14 protein-coding genes and 1 pseudogene are annotated in these 19,954 nt (G+C 68.8%); 3 read left to right on the top strand and 12 right to left on the bottom strand.

The window, feature by feature from the left end; translation table 11 throughout:
* Positions 1-45 precede the first annotated feature (45 nt).
* Positions 46-537 carry a MarR family winged helix-turn-helix transcriptional regulator gene (locus ACIBAG_RS01170; protein ID WP_399099553.1) on the bottom strand — a complete coding sequence of 164 codons (492 nt, stop codon included), beginning with the start codon at positions 535-537 and terminating at the stop codon, positions 46-48.
* Positions 538-650: 113 nt separating this feature from the next.
* On the opposite strand from ACIBAG_RS01170, the gene ACIBAG_RS01165 reads away from it, so the two are divergent.
* Positions 651-1,616 (top strand): pirin family protein, encoded by a 966-nt coding sequence (locus ACIBAG_RS01165; RefSeq protein ID WP_399099551.1) that lies wholly within the window; start codon positions 651-653, stop codon positions 1,614-1,616.
* Between the two features lie 778 nt (positions 1,617-2,394).
* On the opposite strand, the gene ACIBAG_RS01160 is transcribed toward ACIBAG_RS01165, so the two are convergent.
* The 9 genes and pseudogenes from ACIBAG_RS01160 to ACIBAG_RS01120 all read right to left on the bottom strand — a co-directional run bounded on the left by ACIBAG_RS01160 (position 2,395) and on the right by ACIBAG_RS01120 (position 14,035).
* On the bottom strand, positions 2,395-5,499 hold the full coding sequence (locus tag ACIBAG_RS01160; protein ID WP_399099549.1) for an RICIN domain-containing protein: 3,105 nt from the start codon (positions 5,497-5,499) through the stop codon (positions 2,395-2,397).
* A 235-nt stretch (positions 5,500-5,734) separates the two neighbouring features.
* Positions 5,735-6,733 (bottom strand): aldo/keto reductase, encoded by a 999-nt coding sequence (locus ACIBAG_RS01155; RefSeq protein ID WP_399100537.1) that lies wholly within the window; start codon positions 6,731-6,733, stop codon positions 5,735-5,737.
* Between the two features lie 59 nt (positions 6,734-6,792).
* Positions 6,793-7,260, bottom strand: a pseudogene (locus ACIBAG_RS01150) (SDR family oxidoreductase); the annotation flags it as partial.
* A 167-nt stretch (positions 7,261-7,427) separates the two neighbouring features.
* The gene (locus ACIBAG_RS01145) at positions 7,428-8,318 is read right to left on the bottom strand and encodes an amidohydrolase family protein (RefSeq protein ID WP_399099547.1); all 891 of its coding nucleotides are present in this window, start codon (positions 8,316-8,318) and stop codon (positions 7,428-7,430) included.
* Between the two features lie 37 nt (positions 8,319-8,355).
* Positions 8,356-8,703 carry an L-rhamnose mutarotase gene (locus ACIBAG_RS01140; protein ID WP_399099545.1) on the bottom strand — a complete coding sequence of 116 codons (348 nt, stop codon included), beginning with the start codon at positions 8,701-8,703 and terminating at the stop codon, positions 8,356-8,358.
* Entirely contained in the window at positions 8,700-10,712 is a 2,013-nt protein-coding gene (locus tag ACIBAG_RS01135) for a hypothetical protein (protein WP_399099543.1), read from the bottom strand. The genes ACIBAG_RS01140 and ACIBAG_RS01135 overlap by 4 nt, the downstream gene beginning before the upstream one ends.
* A gap of 83 nt (positions 10,713-10,795) precedes the next feature.
* Entirely contained in the window at positions 10,796-11,650 is an 855-nt protein-coding gene (locus ACIBAG_RS01130; protein ID WP_399099541.1) for a carbohydrate ABC transporter permease, read from the bottom strand.
* Positions 11,651-11,762: 112 nt separating this feature from the next.
* Positions 11,763-12,677 carry a carbohydrate ABC transporter permease gene (locus ACIBAG_RS01125; protein WP_399099539.1) on the bottom strand — a complete coding sequence of 305 codons (915 nt, stop codon included), beginning with the start codon at positions 12,675-12,677 and terminating at the stop codon, positions 11,763-11,765.
* The gene (locus tag ACIBAG_RS01120; protein ID WP_399099537.1) at positions 12,674-14,035 is read right to left on the bottom strand and encodes an ABC transporter substrate-binding protein; all 1,362 of its coding nucleotides are present in this window, start codon (positions 14,033-14,035) and stop codon (positions 12,674-12,676) included. The genes ACIBAG_RS01125 and ACIBAG_RS01120 overlap by 4 nt, the downstream gene beginning before the upstream one ends.
* Positions 14,036-14,431: 396 nt before the next feature.
* On the opposite strand from ACIBAG_RS01120, the gene ACIBAG_RS01115 reads away from it, so the two are divergent.
* Positions 14,432-15,229 carry a FadR/GntR family transcriptional regulator gene (locus tag ACIBAG_RS01115; protein WP_399099535.1) on the top strand — a complete coding sequence of 266 codons (798 nt, stop codon included), beginning with the start codon at positions 14,432-14,434 and terminating at the stop codon, positions 15,227-15,229.
* Positions 15,230-15,637: 408 nt separating this feature from the next.
* Entirely contained in the window at positions 15,638-17,689 is a 2,052-nt protein-coding gene (locus tag ACIBAG_RS01110; protein WP_399099533.1) for a family 43 glycosylhydrolase, read from the top strand.
* Positions 17,690-18,075: 386 nt separating this feature from the next.
* Here ACIBAG_RS01110 and ACIBAG_RS01105 read toward each other — a convergent pair whose 3' ends face one another.
* A complete protein-coding gene (locus tag ACIBAG_RS01105) occupies positions 18,076-18,249 on the bottom strand; it encodes a hypothetical protein (protein WP_399099531.1) in 174 nt (57 codons plus the stop codon).
* A 112-nt stretch (positions 18,250-18,361) separates the two neighbouring features.
* Positions 18,362-19,738: a glycoside hydrolase family 43 protein gene (locus tag ACIBAG_RS01100; protein ID WP_399099529.1), complete on the bottom strand. Its 1,377-nt coding sequence runs from the start codon at positions 19,736-19,738 to the stop codon at positions 18,362-18,364.
* Positions 19,739-19,954: the final 216 nt, after the last annotated feature.

Raw genomic sequence — 19,954 nt, 5'->3', positions numbered from 1 at the left:
CTTGTGGAAGTCGTCGAACTCGTCGAACTTGTTGAACATGCCGAACTATCGGGACTGTTCGGCTGACTCGGTGTCGAGGGCGAGCGGGTCGAGAGGTGCGTCGAGCAGGAGCGCCAGGTCGTGCGTGAACTCCCTGGTGCGCGCGCTGTCCAGTCCCCCGAGCGGCGCCAGCAATTGCTCCAGCAGCCCCTGGACGACCTTGATCGCCTGCCGGGTCCGCTCACGGCCCTGCTCGGTCAGTGCCAGCTGCACCGCACGCGGGTCGCGGGGATCCCGCGTGCGTTCGAGGAGGCCGGCGCTCTCCAGTGATCGCGCCAACTTGGAGACGTAGAGCGGTTCCAGCCCGGTGTGGTCGGCGAGACGCCGCTGGCTGGGGCGTTCCCCGCGGCGCTGCATGCCGTACAGCGAGGCCACCAGCGCGTACTGCGCATGGGTGAGTCCCAGCGGGGTCACGGCCCGGTCGACCGCGACCCGCCACTTCGTCGACAGACGCCACACCAGGAAACCGGGAGTGGCCTTCTCGGAACTCTTGCTCATGGGCGATACAGTACATGGCTACTATATCCATGGCTACTATTTTCTGAACCGCATCGAGACAGCGCCGGGTGACGGACTGACGCGGCGGCCCCGGCGGGGCTAGTTTGGGCGCCATGAGCAATCTTGATCGCGAGGCGGTGCCCGCCATCTGCGGCGGCCGTGGTTTCGTTGTGGCGGAGCCCGTACGCGAACTTCTCAGCCCTCGCCACGTCAAGCTCGGCGAGTCCACCGAAGTGCGTCGGCTGCTGCCCAACCTGGGCCGGCGTATGGTCGGCGCCTGGTGTTTCGTCGATCACTACGGCCCCGACGACATCGCCGACGAGCCCGGCATGCAGGTGCCGCCGCACCCGCACATGGGTCTGCAGACGGTCAGCTGGCTGCACGAGGGTGAGGTCCTGCACCGCGACTCGACCGGCAGCCTGCAGACCATCCGCCCGCGGGAACTGGGCCTGATGACCTCGGGCCGGGCGATCAGCCACTCCGAGGAGAGCCCCAGGTCGCACGCCCGTTTCCTGCACGGCGCGCAGCTCTGGGTCGCCCTCCCGGACGGCCACCGGCACACCGACCCGCACTTCGAACACCACGCCGAACTGCCCGTCGTCACGGCACCGGGCCTGCGGGCCACGTTGATCCTCGGCGACCTCGACGGCGCGAGCTCGCCCGGCACGGCGTACACCCCGATCGTCGGCGCCGACCTGACCCTGGCGCGCGGCGCGGACGTACGCCTCCCCCTGGAACCGGACTTCGAGTACGCCGTCCTGTCCATGTCCGGCGAGGCCCATGTGGACGGCGTACCGGTACTGCCCGGCTCCATGCTCTACCTCGGCTGCGGCCGCACCGAACTCCCGGTGCGCGCCGAGTCGGACGCGGGTCTCATGCTCCTCGGCGGTGAGCCGTTCGAGGAGGAGCTGGTCATGTTCTGGAACTGGATCGGACGGTCGCAGGAGGAGATCGTCCAGGCCCGTCAGGACTGGATGGAAGGGTCGAGATTCGGGGTGGTGAAGGGGTATGACGGGGATCCGCTGCCTGCCCCCGAACTGCCGCCGACGCCTTTGAAGCCGCGAGGAAGGGTGCGTTGACCTGCGGAAATGGCGGATTGGTGGCGATGGGTGGGTGACGTACCGTCGGGGCTCCGCGCCCGCCCATCGATCACGCGGGGGAGGGTGGCTGGGGCTGTCGCAGGTCCGATGCGGGGTGCCGAGTGATTCCAGGGTCTGATTGTCTGTGGGCAGCTGTGGCAGGACTCTTGCCAACCCAATGCCAACTTTCCTGACGCTTCGTCAGGTGGCCTTGGGGCTCCATGCCGCAGCTTCGTTGCTCGTAGTGGTGTTTCCGGGGTGGGCCATGGCTGGGTGGATGTTGACCTGGCGGCCACTTCGGTCGCACGTTGGCGGGGGAGGTCGGTGCTCTGCCTGGCGCCTTGTAGAAGGTCGACAAGTCTCGGCGCGATAGGGTCGCCGCTGGAAGTCCCGAGGAGATCGTTGTGCGCGGGCACGCCATCTGCTGACGCAGACCCCGCCGCGGACACGGGCTCCATGGCGAACCACCGGGTGACCTAAGCGGACGGCAAGCGGATCAACACCATCCTGAGCAACACTTACTGCCGCTCAACCGGCTCCGGCGTCTGACAGGACGGGGCAGAGCTGTGGGCTGGAGCGGGGCCGGGGATCGGGGTACGTGTCTTCGCCGTTGACGTTCTCGGCTGGTGAGCGCGCCGGCGGTGCCCAACGGAGACGAACGGTCGTGATCGACTGGGGCCGACAGACGGTGAACCCGGGGAGGTGCCGTGACGAGGCGTCCACCAACGGCCCCGGACCCGCGGCGCATCGCACGCCGCGGGTCGCGGTGGCTGGGGGATCAGTCCACGATCACCGCTCGCCACAGCTGGCCGTCGGCGTTCGTGTCCGTCGTCTGCACGAGTTGCGTGCCCGCCGTCGAGTTGGACGCCGAGAGCAGCTTGCCGCTGTTCACGTTCTTGATCTTGTAGTAGCCGTTTCCGTCGGCGACCGGCGTCCAGTGCTGACTCGCACCGTTGTCGTCGGCCTGCTGGACGATGGTCGCGCCGTCCGCGCCCGACCCGCCGGTGACGCCCAGCAGCAGACCGCTTTTCTGGTTGACGATCTCGTAGCTGCCGTCACCCACCGCGACCCACCGCCAGAGCTGGTTCGGCGCTCCGGTGTCGTTCCACTGGATGACGTTCGCCCCGGCGGAGGTCGATCCGCCCGAGACGTCGATCGCCTTGCCGCCGTTCTTGTTGAGGACCTTGTAGAAGGCGCTCTTCGCGGGGAAGGCGATGGAGGCGAACGCGTCCAGCGCGCAGACGGTGTTGGAGGCCGACGCGTTCTTCGTTCCGGTGCACACGACCTTGATCGTGTGGGGTCCCGCGGCGAGGTCCGTCTTCTCGAACAGCACCACCTGCTTCGTGACGGTCGGGGCGTACGCGTCGATGCCCGCCTGTGCCAGGGTGCCGTCGATGTAGACGTCGACCTTGCCCATGTTGGGCTGCTTCATGCTGAGATACCGGATGGCCGACCCGGTGAACGAGTACTGGACGGAGTCGCCCGCCCTGCTCGCGAACTTCTCGGACCCATTGAAGTCTTTCGAGTCGTTCCAGTTCGACCAGCCCGAGGAGTAGGTGACGGAGGAGTCCTTGTCGTCGACGTAGGCCCAGAGCTGCCGTACGAGCGACTTCGACGCGGGCGAGGCGTTCCCCTGGGCGTCCACGACGTAGAGGCGGTAGTCGCCGACCGTCGGCGGGACACTGATGGCCGTCGCGGTGCCGGCGGCCTTCGTCATGGTGGGGCCGACGGCGAACGTCGTCGTACCGGAGGGAGCGAGCCACAGAGTCCTGGTCCCGTCACCGACGGTGCGGACGGGGACGGACGACACGCCCTTGCCGGCGAACGTGCTCGCGGGCAGCGCGTAGTCCTGCAGGGCCACTCTGCTGCTGGGGACGAGGTCCTTGTAGGCGTCTTCCAGGCCCGCGTTCACGGCGATGGCGTACGCCTGCGACGGCCACACGTTGTCCGCGTAGGCGCGCACGTCCTGGATGGTGCTGTTCGGGACGTTCTTGTCCCAGATCTTGTTGACGGTGCCGTAGGTGTTGGTGATGCTCAGGTCGTGCTGGCGGCCCCATGTGCCGGAGTGGATGACGGACCTGAGGTCCTTGTCCACGTCGAACACGTTGTCGTGGTAGTTGATGAAGGCGGAGCCCTCGTCGGGGTGGAGTCCGTACTTGTGGCCGGCCGGAACGCCCTGGATGTAGTTGTCGCTTATCTCGGTTCCCGGCTGCGCTCCCAGGGTGTAGATGCCGCCGGAGTCGCCGAGCGTCTGCATCGGGTCGAGGATCTGGTTGTGGCGGATGGTGTTGTTCTTCGCCGTGGTGGTCGGGTTCCCGGGATTGACGGAGTTCGTCGAACCGTCGAAGTTCCACCATCCCCAGCCGAGCGTGATGCCGGCCCACGGGGACTTCTCGATCCGGTTGTGCTCCACGGACAGGGAGTCCACGAAGTACGCCGACACGGGGCTGGAGGCCTCGAACAACACCCCGCTGTCGTAGAGGTAGTTGTTCGTGATCGAGATGTTCTTGCAGACTCCCTCGACGTTCACCGGGTACTTCTCGTTGTTGGTCGAGGTGTAGTCCCCGATGTACACGTGCTGGGGGTGCCCTGCGGTGATCGCGGAGCCGGCTATGTCATTCGTGACGTTGCCGATGAGCTGCGAGTCGGTCACGTCGTTGACCATGTTGATTCCGTCGGCGCCCGTGTGCTGCACCGTGTTGCCTCGCAGGGTGATGCCGTCGGCGTTCTCGATCTGGATGATGCCCGGCGGCAGGTCGACGTTGCGGTAGGTGTACGCGTGGAAGTTCTTCCTCGCGTACACGGTCGAGATGGTGTTGCCCTGCTGGCTCTGCCGGAAGACGGAGGCCGCCACGTCGGTCAGGTTCCAGTCGGAGTGCTCGACCGTGAGCCCGGAGAACGTGATGTTCCGCGCGTGGTCGGTCCTCGACGTGCCGGCGATCTTGAGGAGGGTGGACACGTTGTTCGGCGCGAAGACCTTCGCCGTGGTCATGTTCTCGGAGCCGGACTTGTAGTAGTACAGCGTGTGGGTCGTCTTGTTGAAGTAGAACTCGCCCGGCTTGTCCAGGAACTCGTATGCGTTCATGAACGTGTGACTGCCGTCGGCCTTGAACGGGCCGTACGGCGCTGCCTGGGCGATGGCCGCACCCGGCTGCTGGAACTGGGCCACGCGGTTGGCGCCGTCCGAGCTCGTGGTGATCTGCCGGACGCCCACGATGGCCGTGGTCCAGGTCGTGGCCGACTTGATCTCGACGTCGTCCTGGTTGGCGGCGATGGCGGGCAGGTCGGAGAGGCTGTACTTGGCCCCGTCGCACTGCGAACCCGACTCCCAGGCCCAGGGGGCCTGGCCGGCCGTGACGGTGTAGGTCCCGTGGCATCCGGCCGAGTTGATCGTCTTCGAGGCCATCTGGGCGCGCTTGCCGTTGACGTAGAGCGCGCGGAGCTTGTCGTCGCGGTCCAGCGACGCCTTCCAGATGTTCCCGCTGTGCTGGGTCCAGCCGGTCACCGGCACGCCACCGTTCAGCACCGGCTTCTCGTTCTGGTACGCGGCGTACACGACACGGTGGCCGTTCGTCCCCGAATCGGCCGACGTGAAGTCGATGGTGCTGCTCACGGGGTAGTTGCCGCCGCGCAGATAGACGTTGATGTCGCCGGTCATGTCGTCGTTGACCGTGCGTACGACGTCCCGTGCGTGCCGCAGGGTCTTGAACGGCGCGGAGATCGTCCCGGCGTTGGTGTCGCTGCCGTTGGGGGCGACGTAGTAGGTGGCCTGGACCGCGGCCGAGGCCGGGGTCGACAGCGTGAGGGAGGTCAGCGGCGTCGCGCAGAGGGCCATGGCCAGCACTGCCGACAGCCTGCGGACGGTGGAGGGGAAGGGCTTCATCGTCTGCCCCTCCTGCTGGATCGGTCGGTCGGGAAAGCGTTCATGTGGCGGCTCCGGGGCGTTGTCGGTGCGGCTTCGCGGACGGGGGCGACTTCCTCAGTGCTTCCTCAGTGCTTCCTCAGTGGCAGAAGCGGTACGGGTTTCCCTGGCGACGGACGCGGAGTGGCCCGGGTAGTCGGTCGGGTCGGTGGAGGGCGAGCGACCGGACGTGGTGCGCCCTCGCCCCTCAGCGGCATCAAGGGAGGCCGGCGGCAGGGACGGGGACGTCCTGCCTGATCAGCCCTCGATCGCGGAGGTCGTCCCAGAGCCCCCGGGGTACGGCGCTCCGCTGGAGCGCCACGTTCTGCGTCACCTGTGCGCGGTCACGCATGCCCAGCGTGACGTTGACGGTGCTGGGATGGGTGGTCGGGAAGGCGATGGCGGCGGTGGGAAGGCTGGTGCCGTGCTCCTCGCAGACCTCCGCGATCGCCCGTGCGCGGGCGACCAGTTCCGGTGGGGCGGCCCGGTAGTCGTACTTCATGCCTTCGGCGGGCCGTGGACGCGAGAGCAGCCCGGAGTTGAAGACACCGGCCGCGACGACGCTCTTGCCCGCTTCCCGCGCGGCGGGCAGCACGTCGTCCAGCGCCGACTGGTCGAGGAGGGTGTAGCGCCCGGCGAGCATGACCACGTCGGCGGCGGTCTCCCGCAGGAAACGGGCGAGCATGGCCGACTGGTTCATGCCGGCGCCGATGGCCCCGACGACCCCTTGGTCGCGCAGCTCCGCCAGCGCGGGCATGGCCTCGTCGGCGGCCTGCCGCCAGTGGTCGTCGGGGTCGTGCACGTAGACGATGTCGAGCCGGTCCAGGCCGGTGCGGCGCAGGGAGTCCTCGATGGAGCGGAGCACGCCGTCGCGGCTGAAGTCCCACTGCCGGCGCAGGTCGTCCCGGACGACGAAGCCCTCACTGTCGACGCCCTGGGGACGCTCGTTGGGGACGAGGAGCCGGCCCACCTTGGAGGAGACGACGTACTCGTCCCGAGGACGCTGCCGCAGGGCAGCCCCGAGGCGCTGTTCGGAGAGCCCGAGGCCGTAGTGCGGCGCGGTGTCGAAGTACCGGATGCCCGCGTCCCAGGCCGCGTCGACGGCGGCCGACGCGTCGGCCGCAGAGGTGGTGCGGTACAGGTTGCCGATCACCGCCGCGCCGAACCCGAGGGCGGTGAGTTCGACGGACGTGCGGGCGACGCTCCGGCGTCGCATGACGTCCTCCTCGTGGACGCGGACGTCGACGTGGACCGGCACGGAGTCGGTGCCGCCGCTCATCGGCCGAGCCATCCGCCGTCGACGGGCAGGGTGGTGCCGTGGATGTAGGCGGCGGCGTCGGAGGCGAGGAAGACGGTGGCGCCGGCCAGGTCGTCGGCGCTGCCCCAGCGTCCGGCGGGGATGCGGTCCAGGATCGCCTTGCTGCGGACGGGGTCGTCCTGGAGGGCCTGGGTGTTGTCGGTGGCGATGCAGCCGGGCGCGATGGCGTTGACGTTGACGCCGTGCAGTGCCCATTCGTTGGCGAGGGCTTTGGTGAGTCCGGTGATGCCGTGTTTGGCGGCGACGTGTTGGTGACCGGCGCGGCAGGCCGGGCAGGTGCCGTCCCAGCGCAGCGGCATCACGGTCACCTCGTCCCCGACCTGCCAGCCTTCCACTTCGGGGCCGACGCCGACGATCCGGCCGGACATCTCGTGCCCGAGGACGGCGGGCGTGGCGACGCGGGCGTCCATGTCGCCGTGGAAGATGTGCAGGTCGGTGCCGCAGATACCGACGTAGGCGCGGGCGAGCTCCACCTCGCCGGGGCCCGGCTCCACACTCGGTGCGGGAGCGGTGCCCAGGGTGCGGGCGGCCGTGTAGTGGACGGCGAGTGTCATCGTTTTCTCCAAAGTCCTCTCGGCACGGGCGCTGTACGTCAGCCGCGGGCGGGGAGGCGGTAGAAGGCGGTCGCGGTGCCGGCGAGGAGCGCGTGGATCTCGCTCTCCGCGCAGTCGGTGAGCAGTTCGTCCACGGTGGCGGCCCAGCGGTTCCAGCCGCCCGCGAGGTTGGCGACCGGCCAGTCGGAGCCGAACATCAGCCGGTCCGGGCCGAAGGACGTGAGCAGGACGTCCCAGACCGGACGGATGTCGGAGGTGGTCCAACTGTCGTGGTCGGCCTCGGTGATGAGTCCCGACAGCTTGCAGACCACGTGCTCGTGCGCGGCCAGCCGTCGCACCTGCTCTCGCCACGTTGCGAGTTCGCGTCCGGCGATGTCCGGCTTGCCCGCGTGGTTCAGCACCTGGGGCAGGTCGGGGAAGCGTTCGGCCAGCCGGATCGCCTGGTCGAACTGGTGGTTGCGGATCAGGACGTCGTAGGTGAGCCCGCGGTCCCTCGCCGCCGCCAACCCCCGTTCGACATCGGGGCGTTGCAGCCAGGCCGGTTCCGTCTCGCCCTGGACGAGGTGGCGCAGGGAACGCAGATAGCGGCCGCCCGGTCCGGCGAGCAGCCGGTCGAGCGTCTCGCCGATCACCGGCGACGTGAGGTCCGCCCAGCCGACCACCGCCTCGATCAGCGGCTCCCGCTCCGCGAGGGCGAGCAGGTCCTCCGTCTCGGGCACCTCCGGCACGCACTGCACGGCCACCGTTCCGTGGAGGTGACGGCCCGCGACGGGGCGGGTCGCGGTGGAGCGCAGGTCGTCTGGCGTGAAGGTGCGGCGGATCGACGTCAGGCCGGGGTCGTCGAGCCAGGGCTGCGGACGCTGGTCGAGGTCCCACAGATGGTGGTGCGCGTCGATGAGAACGGCGGCGGGGGAGGGGGCGGAGGTCATGGCGGTTCCAAGTCGGGTCGGTCCGGCGCGGTCCGTGTCAGACGGTGGCGTCCTCACCGGGCGGGTCGAGGTGCCAGATCTCGGTCAGTTCCGTCCACTGGCGGGAGTCGCCCCGGTCGGGCCAGGGCTCCTGGCAGGGGTCGGTGAGCTTCCACCACTCCTGGGTCTCGGGGTCGGCTTCCAGGGCGGCCATGTCGGCCTCGAAGTCGTCGCCGTGGTACTCGAAGAAGGCGAACAGCACGTCGCCGTGGAGGAAGATGCTGTAGTTGCGGATGTTCGCCCGGTGCAGGGCGGCCTCCACGCCGGGCCAGACCGCCGCGTGGAGTCGCAGGTACTCCTCCCGGTGCTCGGGGCGGAGCCTTATGGTCTGCGCGATGCGCTTCATGCGCGTTCTCCTTCCGTGCCCTGGGAGGGCGGGCCCGCCGGGGTGTCGAACGGGGTGCGGTAGCTGGGGGTGCGGGAGCGCAGCTGGAGGCGCAGAGTGAGCCGGATACGGGTGGACGCGGGCAGCCGTACGGCCAGGAAGGCGCCGGCGCAGTCCTGCTCCGCCTCGGTGACGACCGGCTCGGTGTGGCCGTAGTCGTACATGTCGCCGATCCAGCCGTCGTCCGTGCAGGTGGTGTACCGGACAGCCGTGATGGTGTGCTCGGCGAAGGCGCCTGCCTGGACGATCACCGTGCGGTCCGTCTCGGGGGCGAGGTTGACCAGCTCGACCGTGGTGGCCTCGGGGTCGATGGAGGTGACCAGTGCGGCCACGTCCGGCGGCAGGCCGGCGCGGCGGGCCTCGGCGTCGTGGTAGCGCAGCCGGGCCTGCTGGAGGCCGCCGTTGTAGAGCACCTGGGGGCCGCCCCAGGTCAGCTGGACAAGGGCTTCGGTGACGACGGGGTTGGACTGCTGCCAGACGTGGATGTCGGCCTCGGGCACGTCCAGGTCGCGGTAGCGGTCGATGCGGCGCAGGCGGTGGCGGATCTGGGCCTGGGCGGTGGCGAGGATGCGTTCGGGGTAGCCGGGGTCGTCGCCGGCGAGGAAGGCGAACCATGCCTTCTCGTGGCCGGACTCCTCCTTGGCGCGGAACGGCCGCAGGGTGCGCCAGTCGATCGCCTCGGCCTCGCGCAGGTCCTCCAGCCGCTCGCGGTCGTGGTCCGAGGCCGAGTGGTGCCACAGGGCCACCGGTACGGGCGGGGTGGTCGGGTTGTAGTCGAACCAGCCGGTGTCGTTGTGCCGGAACGGCACGTGGAGCGTGGGGATGTCGGCGTCCGGGCCGAGTTCGACCGCCCACTTGGCGGGCAGGCTGGAGTCCGCCTCGGTGTGGGGCATCACCTTGCCGCGGGCGATGAGCGAGTCGAGCGTGGTGCGGACCATGGACAGGAAGTCGTCGTCCCCGGTGACCGTCGCCGCCGCGAGCGCCGCCACGCAGGCCGCGGTTCCGATGCTGTGCCAGCCGTGGGGCCAGGACCAGCCGTAGTGGCCGCCGTACCAGCGGCCCTCGAGGAGGCCGCCGACGACTCCTTCCGGGCTGACGTTGTCGGGGATGACACCGTCGTTCGCCTCGGTTCGCTCCCGCCATGCGCCGACGTACTCGACGATCCAGTCGCGGTAGCGCTCGTCGCCGGTCAGGATCCAGGCGTTGAGGACGAGACCGGTGGCGCCGAGGTTGAGCGCGGTGTCTCCGACGCCCATCCGGTCGCGCATCTGCGCGCCGAGACGCGGGTCGGAGGAGAGCGGGAACGGGCCGCCCTGCGCCTCGGGGATCCACTCGAGCGGGTACCCGTAGGTGTCGGCCTCCTTCTGGAGCCAGGGGTAGACGTCGCCGTCGAACAGGCCCGTGCGGTCGGGGTCGCTGCCGTTGTGCGGGCGGGTGATGATGCGGTGCTCGGGGTCGTAGTTGCCGTGGGCCGGGTCGACGTACAAGTCGGCGAAGCGCAGGGCGCGCTCACGCCAGCGGTCGGGGGCGGCCATGCACAGGAAGTAGAGCAGCAGCAGGCTCTCGCCCTGGTGAAACCAGTCGTAGCCGCGCTCGAACTCGTCGCGCAGCATGCCCAGTTCGGTGAGCTGCCGGGTGACGCCTTCCCAGTGTTTCTCGCTGGCGGGCAGCAGGTCGTCGGCGCCGCCGAGGAGGTAGAGCTGGGGCCAGTTGAAGAACACCTCGTAGAAGTCGTCCACGCCGTCGCGGGTGGTGAGCGGGCCGGAGTAGTTCAGGCGTCCGTCGGGGCCGGTGAAGTCGCGGGCGAAGCGCCGCCAGGCGTGGTCGAGGAGGTCGAACAGGGACCGCTGGGCCACCGCCCAGCCGGGTGGTTCGAGCAGCGGCACCCCCGCCTCGATGTGGGGTGGCGGGGCCGGCTGGTCGCAGGGGGCGGCCTCGGCCGAAGAAGGGTCGGCGGAGCTTTCGGGCATGGAGGATCTCCGTTCGGGGTGGGCGGCGGGGCGGCGCACGCCGGGGACGACGGCCAGGCGGACGGGCCGCTATTCCTTGGCGCCTATTCCTTGGTGGCGCCGGCGAGCATCCCGCTGACCAGGAAGCGCTGGGCGAAGAGGAAGACGATCAGTACGGGAGTGATGGCCACGAGCGTCGCCAGAGCCAGCTGCGGCCGTTCGATCGCGAGGGAGCCGGCGGCCGGGTTGAAGGACGGCACGTTGCTGAGCAGGGTGCCGACGCCCACCTGGATGGGCATCTGGCTGCTCTCGGGGAGCATGACGTAGGGCAGGAAGTAGTTGGTCCAGTTGGCGACGAAGCTGAAGAAGCCCACGAGTGCGATGACCGGCGTCGCCAGCGGGAGCGCGATGTGCCAGAAGACGCGCAGTTCGGAGCAGCCGTCCATCCGTGCCGCGGCCAGCAGGTCCTTGGGTACGGCGGTGGTGAAGTAGATGTACGTCAGGTACACGCCGAAGGGGTAGAACGAGTACGGCAGGATGATCGACCACATGGTGCCGATCAGATGCACCGCGTTGATCTCCAGGAACAGCGGGACCACCAGGGTGGCGTTCGGCATGAGCATCACGACCAGGGTCGCGATCAGCAGGCTGTGCCGGCCGCGGAACTCGGTCATGGCCAGGGCGTATCCCGCGGGAATGGCGACGGCGAGTGTGATGACCAGCGAGATCACCGCGTAGAGGGCGGAGTTGCCCAGCCACTGCATGACGGCGTTGTCCTGGAAGGCCGTCAGCGCGTCCCAGTTGGCCTTGAACGCGTGCCACGAGCCGAAGGAGAGCGGGTTGTCGTGGACGAGTTGCTGGTCGGTCTTGGTCGCCGCGAGGACGAGCCACAGCACCGGCAGTACGAAGAAGGCGAGGAACGCGGCCAGTACGGATCCGGTGAGCAGCCGGGATGCCATGTGCCCCACGGGCCTGCGGCGGTGCGGCGGCCGGTGCTGGTGAGACCGGCTCGTTCGGGGCGCTTCCCGTTCCCGGCTCGCCGTGGTGGTGGCGACTCGGCCACCGGGGGTTTTAGTCGGCATCGAAGAACCCTGACCGTGCGACGAAGAGGGCGGCGGCCGACACACTGACGACCAGGAGCTCCACCGAGACCGCGGCGGCGCCGTTGATGTTGTTCATCTGGAAGGCGAAGTCGAAGGTGAGCTGGTTGAGGGAGTAGTCGCGTCCGGCCGTGCCGACGCTGGCCAGGGAGAGCAGTTGCGGCTCGACGAAGAGCTGGGCGCCGCCCGCGAACGCCAGGATCACCATGTAGACGATCCACTTGCGGAGCATCGGGATCTGCACGTGCCAGGCGGTCTGCCAGGCGTTCGCGCCGTCGATGCGGGCGGCTTCCATGACGTCCGTGGGGATGTTGTTGAGTGCGCCGTACATGACGACGATCCAGCCGCCCGCGCCGGTCCAGAACGCGATGATCGTGAACAGCACCGGCAGGTTGCCGGGCGCGATCACCTCTCCGAAGGTGTCAAAGCCCAGCGCTTCGAGCAGTGAACTGACCGGGCTGACCGTCGGGTCGAGCATGAACAGCCACACCAGCACACTCGCCGCGCCGGCGAGCGCTCCCGGGATGTAGTAGAGGAAACGCAGCGTCCTGCTGGTGGAACCCGAGGACAGGCGGTGCAGCAGCAGCGCCAGGGCCACCACGAACACCACCAGGGACAGCAGCCAGAAGACGAGGTAGAGGGCGACATGGCCCACCGCGTCCAGGAAGCGGAAGTCCTGCGCCGTGGTGACGAAGTTGGAGAAGCCGGTGAACGTGCCCCCGGCGTCGGTGAAGGCGAAGTAGATGGCGTAGCCGGTCGGAAGGACACCGAAGGCGATCAGCAGGACGACGTAGGCGGCGACGAAGGCCATGCCGGCCCGGCTCTGCCGGGCGGCGCCGCGAGGGCGCCGGGTGGCAGAGCCGGCCGGGGAGTGGGTGAGGGTCACTGGGAGACCTTGTATCCGTTGGACTGGGCGTACTTGACGATGGAGTCCTGCCAGGCCGGCAGCAGCGATTCGATGGTCTTGCCCTGGGTCAGGCCGGGCTTGACGGTGGCGGCCCAGATCGCCTCCTGGCTGAACTGGCCCGACCCCCAGCCCTTCCAGACCTGCGAGGAGGCGTCCTTGAGGGCGCTCAGGTCGGTGGCGAAGTAGCCGGCCGCGTCCTGGCCCTTCAGCCAGGCCTCGGCCGCCGGCGCGTAGGCGGGGAAGCCCGGCGCCTGCTCGCCCTGGTAGGCGTTGTCGGTGGTGACCCACTTCAGGAAGTCGGTGGCGGCCTTGATGTGCGTGGAGTGCTGGGACAGCAGCCAGGTGCCGCCGCCGACGTTGCCGGTGGACGGCGAGGTCTCGCCCTGCCACTGCGGCATGGGCGCCGCGCCGATCTGCTTGGCCGGGGTCTTGAAGGTGTCCCTGAACACCGCGCCGCCATACCAGGCCGGGCCGGGCATGAGCAGGACCTTGTCGGCGAGGTTTTTGCCGAAGTCGGTGCTGAAGACCCCGCTGATGGACATCGACTTGTTCTTGATCAGTACGTCCATGAGCCTGGCCATCTTGGTGCAGGCCTCGCTGGTGGTGTTCACCGACACGGACTTGGGGCCGGTGATGTCGTTGGCGCCGCACTTGCTCGCCCACAGGTAGATCTCGGGGGTGAAGGAGTCACCGGCGTCGCCCACGAGATAGCCGGGGTGCTCCTTGGCGACCTTCTCGCCGAGCGCCTGGTACTCCTCCCAGGTCGTCGGGACCGTGTAACCGAACTTCTTCAGCAGCGGCGCGTTGTACCAGAGCACCGTCTGGGAGAGGTCGTTGCGCAGACAGTAGACGGTGCCGTTCACCGTGCAGACGTCATTGGCGCCCTTCGCGAACCGTCCCAGGGTCGACTCGGGGATCAGGCCCTTGTTCAGCGGAGCGGCGAACTTCGCGTCGACGGCCCAGGTCACCTCGTTGTTCTGGGAGCTGAAGACGACGTCCGGCCAGCCCTTGCCGGTGCGGTTGAACAACTGGACCTTCGTCTGAAGGTAGTTGGACCCGTTGGCGTTGCCGTCGTAGGTGACGATGTCCAGCTTCACGTCCGGGTGCAGCTTCTGGTACAGCTTCGCGGCCTCCACGCGGGTCGCGTCCACCCAGACGGTCAACGCCCCGTCCTTCTGCGGCGCCTGGGCGAAGCCGTCCTTGGTGGTCCTACCGGCGGTGCCGCCGCCACAGGCCGTCACGGTCAGCAGCACCGTGACCGCGCACCCTGCCAGCGATGCCGCTCGCTTCCTGCCGAAGGCTCTCTTCGGGCTGGACGAGGACTGGTTGACGGTCATGAGTCACTCCACTGGGTGTGCGGGTGCCCCGAGCAGATGGGGGGCAGGCGGCTCGAGCGGGTGGGCGAGTGGCGCGAGCCGGGACGACGCTGGGCGGCCCGGAGACGCGACGGAAACGGAAGAGGCGGCTGCGCTGCGATCGGTGTGGAAGAAATTAGCCGCCTTATCGAGTGGTACGTCAAGGGTGCGTGCAGCGTTCCATTGCTGAATTTCCGGCGATGGGCGAGCAGTTGCGCTATCTGTGCCCGATAAAGGTTACTTCCGCACTCGGATGGTCATGGCTCTCGTCATGGATCTTGGTCGGAATGAGTACGACTTATATCTCCTGTGCGCTACGATGATGCGGCTCCACCGCGATCAGTCGCGTGAGCAGAAGTCACCCGGGAGGCAGCGCAGATGGACGACATGCCAGCGATCGAAGCGGCCTTGCCGGCTCAAGTCCCTGCTGCCGCGCCCGCGGGGGTGGACGGCTCGGACGGGCGGCGTGACTACCGTCCCGGGTACGAGATCGTGGCGGAGCGGATCCTCGCGTACATCGCCGAGGAGCGACTGGTGCCGGGTGACCGGCTGCCCACGGAGATCGACCTCGCCCGGACGCTGGACACCAGTAGAGCGGTGGTGCGGGAAGCCGTCAAGATCCTTTCGGCGCTGGGTCGGGTACGGGCGCACAAGGGGCGGGGTCTGTTCGTCGCGGACGACGAAGGCATGCTCGTCACCAGCCGGTGGGGAGGCTTCTTCCGCCCCGTCGACCTCGACCACGTGCTGATGCTGTTCGAGTTCCGCAGGGTCCAGGAGATGGCCGCCAGCAGCCTGGCGGCCACCCGCGCCACCCCCTCGGAGCTGCGCACCATCGAAGTCGCCATGGAGCAGTGCCGGCACGGGTTCGTCCACGGTCAGGTCGACGTGTTCAACCAGGCGGACGAGGACTTCCACACGGCAGTGTCGGTGGCCTCGCACAACACGTTCCTCGTCAGCGCCGTGCGGGACGCGCGACGCCTGCAGCGCCAGTCCAGCGCCATCGGTATCCACGACTCGTTCGGGGAGAACACCGAGGCGGCCATCGAGGAGCACGGGGCGATCTACCGGGCCATCCGTGACGGCCGCCCCGAGGAAGCGGCGCAGGCCACCGCGGCACACCTCGACCGGACCCTGGAGGACTACCGGCGCGAGATCCAGCGCCGTCTGTTCGGCTGACGCCGTCTGTTCTGTTCGGCCGACGCCGCCCGTCGGCGTGCCGTGCGTGCACTGTCCCTGCCGACGCACGTCTCGGAAAAACGCGCACGATCCGTTGACTTCTGTGCGGCCGGGACTCTAACTTCGGCGTCGATCGGTTCGGGAAGTCGTTAGCCGTTCGATATATCGACCAGTCGTCATTCCGTCCTCGGTCGCCGTGTGTCCCAAAGGACCCGTTGCCCAGGCGTCCTGGGATGTGCCTTCGTCATGCCGCCACCCCGCACAGCGCGGGTGAGGGGCGTCAGCCCGCCGGGACGCGGCACGCACGACGCGAAGGCCGTGTCCCTTCCACGTTCTCCCTCCCGCGTTCTCCTCGCGGTGTCCACCCATCGCTCCCGCACCTGATGACCTCCAGCCAAGGACTGCATCGTGGACCTCACCAGAAGACAACTCGGCCGGCTCGCCGCGGTCGGTACCGGCGCCCTCCTCCTGCCGGGCCTGCTCCCGTCGAGCGTGGCGGCGGCAGACTCGTTTCCGGCCGGCACCTGGGGTGACCAGGGCGACGGCACCTACGCCAACCCGATCGTCCCGGCCGACCTCAGCGACTGGGACTGCATCCGGGTCGGCTCCGACTACTACGGCATCACCAGCACGTTCGGGTACTCGCCCGGCATGGCCGTCCTGCACTCGAAGGACCTGCTCAACTGGCGGACGCTCGGCGGTTCGGTCGGCGATGTCACCCGTATCGGACCGGAGTTGAACTGGGACCGGATGAACCGCTACGGCCGGGGTGTGTGGGCCGGGGCCATCCGCTTCCACGCGGGGCGGTACTGGGTGTACTTCAACACGCCCGACGAGGGCTTCTTCATGACGTCGGCCCCGTCGCCGACCGGGCCGTGGGAGCCGTTGCACTCGATGTGGCGGACCTCCGGCTGGAACGACGTGTGCCCGTTCTGGGACGACGACGGCCAGGGCTACCTGGTCACCACGCACTACTCGGACAACTACAAGATCCACCTGTACAAGCTGTCCGCGGACGGCAAGTCGCTGGTCGGCCCGGCCCCGGTGATCCACCAGTCGTCGCGCAGCGAGGCCAGCAAGCTGTACAAGATCGACGGTGTCTACTACCACCTGTTCAGCGAGGTGAAGCCCGAGGGCCGGGTCCTCATGATGAACCGCGGCTCCAGCATCTACGGCCCCTTCGAGACCCGGCAGTTGCTGCACGTCAACACCTCGGTGGACCGCGAGCCCAACCAGGGCGGGCTGGTGCAGACCCCGGGCGGCGACTGGTACTTCGTGACCCACCACGGCCACGGCGGCTGGGAGGGGCGCGTGCTGTCCCTGCTGCCGGTGACCTGGGTGGACGGCTGGCCGATCATCGGCACGGTGGGCTCGGACGGCATCGGCACCATGGCGTGGACGGGCCGGTTGCCCGACACCGGCACCCCCGGCCTCCCCGTCGACGCGCTGCCCGCCGTCGTGACCAGCGACTCGTTCACCGACACCCGCCTCAAGCCGCAGTGGGAGTGGTACTACCAACCCCGCTCGGGCTACTGGTCGTTGACCGAACGCCCCGGCTATCTGCGGCTGAAGGCGTTCGCACCGCTGGCCGGGGACAACCTGACGAAGGTGGGCAACACCCTCACCCAACGCGTGCTGCGCACCGCGGGCGGCGCCACGGTGACCGTCCGCCTCGAACTGGCCGGCCTCGCCGACGGCCAGCACGCCGGGTTGTGCCACTACGCCGCCACCTACGCCGGACTGGGTGTCCGACGCTCCGGGACCACCACCACGATCGAGCACAACGCAGGCTCCACCCTGACCAGCGGCGCGGCCATCACGCAGAACGCCGTGTGGCTGCGCACCACGTGGGACGTGAACGGGGTCAGCCGCTTCTCCTACAGCCTCGACGGGAACACGTTCACCCAGGTAGGTGGCACCTACCAGCTCACGTGGGGCGGCTACCGCGGCGACCGGATCGGCCTCTACACCTACAACCCGAACGGCACCGGCCACGTCGACGTCGACTCGGTGCAGTACACCATCGCACCCACCCGGGCCTACAAGTGCGTCAGCGTGCGCAGCGGCAAGGTGGCCGAAGTCTCCGGTGGGTCCGGCGCGGACGGCGCCGCCGTGATCCAGTGGACCGACAACGGTGCGACGAACCAGCAGTGGGCCTTCCAGTCCACGGCCGACGGCTACCACACCATCACCTGCGTCCGCAGCGGCAAGGTGCTCGACGTGGCCGGATCCTCCACGGCGGACGGCGCGCGGGTCGTACAGGCGACCCCCGACGGCAGGGCCAGCCAGCAGTGGCAGCTGCGCCCGCTGTCCGGCGGTGTGTTCCAGGTGGTCAACCGCAACAGCGGCAAGGTGCTCGACGTCAGCTCCGGCAGCACGGCCGACGGCGCCGCGCTGATCCAGTATGCCGACAGGGGCAGCACCAACCAGCAGTGGACGTTCCGCCGGGTCACCGGCTAGACGGACATCGATCCCGCCCGCCGGCTGATACGAGCGGGCGCGGTCACGGCCCGGCCCGACGGCTCCTTCGCCGTGCGGCCGGGCCGTCATGCATGGGGCGCGGTGTCCGGTGGCTCCGCGCACCCCGTCCCCGCGACCCGACCACGGCACCAGGGGCTGTCGTCAAACTCCTGTCGTCGCCCGGAGGGCGGCCCTGCGGCGTCCGGTGGGTGCTCTCGGCGCGCAGGGCCGAAGTCCTCGTACTGGGCGTACTCGAGCTTTCGCCCGGCGTGGCGAGTGGGGGTATCCCCTGCTCGAAGAGCTTGGGGGAGCGTGCCGGGCGCCGCGGGGCTGGGGGCACCTCCCACGCCTTTAGGGCAGTGGGGGAGGGAGTTTCCCGACAGCCCCTAGAACGCCGCGAACCACAGCAGGGCGAGAACCCCCGCCCCGGCCGCCGTCATCAGCATGGTGCTGCGCTTGTGCCCCAGCCAGAGCAGGAGCACCGCGGCGGCGACCGCGAGCACCCGCACCTCACCGTTGAACACGAGCAGCACCCCGAGAATCGCCGACGCCACCCACATGAGTCCCCCTCCCCCGACCTGCCGGCCTCCCTCCCCGAGAGCTGCTCACGCCAAGAGATCGACATCCCCCGAACCGCCACGAGCCGGGCGCACTCGGAGCGTGCGCGCCGCCTCAGTACCAGACGGAGAACGTGGCGTCGGCTCTGCCGGTGGCGGTGGAGATCGGGTCGATGCGCAGCGCGTAGTTGAAGTGCCGGATGTAGCGGTCCGGGTGGCTGTGAGAGCGGAACGACGACCAGGACGGGTCGGCGAGCCCGGCGGTCCTGTGGAAGGTGGCGTCCTGGGCGAACCTCGTGGTGCCGTCGTTGGCGTCCAGACGCAGCTGGTAGTAGGAGTGCCGCAGGTAGCGGGTCGGCTGGTTGAGGGACTGGAAGGAGACGCCGGAGGGGTCGGCCAGCCCCGGCACCAGCTTCCATTGGGAGTCGGTGTAGGGGTCGAACGGGTACGGGTCGATGCGGCCGAGGAAATCGACGTGCCGCCAGTATCTGTCCGGGAAGTTGTAGGACTTCAGCCGGTTCCAGGCAGGCTTTCCCCACTTGGCGACCATGTTGTCGTACACCGTCTGGGGGATCGGCTTGATGTCGGCGTGCTTGGAGTTCAGCGGCTGGGTGTAGACGCGCCGGTCGGTGGAGGTCCAGGTGCCGGCGGAGAGGTCGTTGGTCTGCCAGGTGTAGAAGAGCGCGTTGGCATCGCCCCACAGGTACCAGGTGCCGGAGGCCTCGGCGAGGATCGGGCCCTCGATGCCTCCCTGCGGCGCCAGGCCCGAGGTGAACTGGGTGAATCTGCCGGGGGCGAGGGAGGTGGACCTCGCCCCCACCAGGCTGTTGCGGCCCTTGTAGTACAGGTAGTTGACGCCGTTCACATCCTTGGCCAGGGTGCCGTCGATGATGTCGTAGCCCGGGTCGAAGAAGACCTGCGGCGCCGTCACTGTCCCGAAGTCCGTGGTGTAGTTCACCATGATCACGTTGTGTCCGCTGCTGTTGACGGCCGAGTAGATGAGGGCGTACTGGCCGCGGGAGGGGTCCCAGAAGGCTTCGGGCGCCCAGGTGTGGGTGTCCATGTCGTGCAGTTTCAGCAGACGGTAGTTGTCGAAGGAGCGCAGGTCGGCGGAGTCCCAGACGTGGATGTACGGGGTCTTCTTGGTCCAGTCGGTGCCCTTCAGATTGGTCGCCATGACGACGAAGGTGCCGTCCTGCTTGGGCAGGATGAAGGGGTCGCGCAGACCGCCGTCGCCCGCGGTCGGGGTCACGACGGGGTTGTTCTGGTTCAGCGGCATCCATTGCAGTGCGTCGGTGCTGACCGCGAGGTGCAGGCCGTAGTCCGTGCCGAGGTTTCTCGGTGACTGGGTGAAGTAGGCCATGACGAACGGGGAGGTCGTCGCGGCGCTCGCGGACCGGCTGCCGAGGGTGAGCACGCCGGTGGTGGACAGCGGCATGGCCGCGGCCATGCCGAGGAAGAGCCGGCGCGACGGGAGGGATGCTGCACTCATCTGGTGCCTCCGGGGCGTAGGAAAGGTGCGGGCGGATCCAGAACCTGTGGGCGGCCCCGGCCTGGAGCCGCCCACAGGTTCGATCCCTCGTCAGCTCCAGGGAGCCGCGGTGAGCCAATTGGTGCCTGGGCCAACGCTCTCGTGCTGTCCCAGGCCGCCTTGGTGCCGCCATGAGGGCCATGCGGACGTGGGGGTTGGGGTGACGCATCCGTGCCG

The sequence above is a fragment of the Streptomyces sp. NPDC051243 genome (assembly GCF_044455405.1).
Classification (GTDB): Bacteria; Actinomycetota; Actinomycetes; order Streptomycetales; family Streptomycetaceae; genus Streptomyces.
This window is presented reverse-complemented; position numbering and strand designations above follow the sequence as displayed.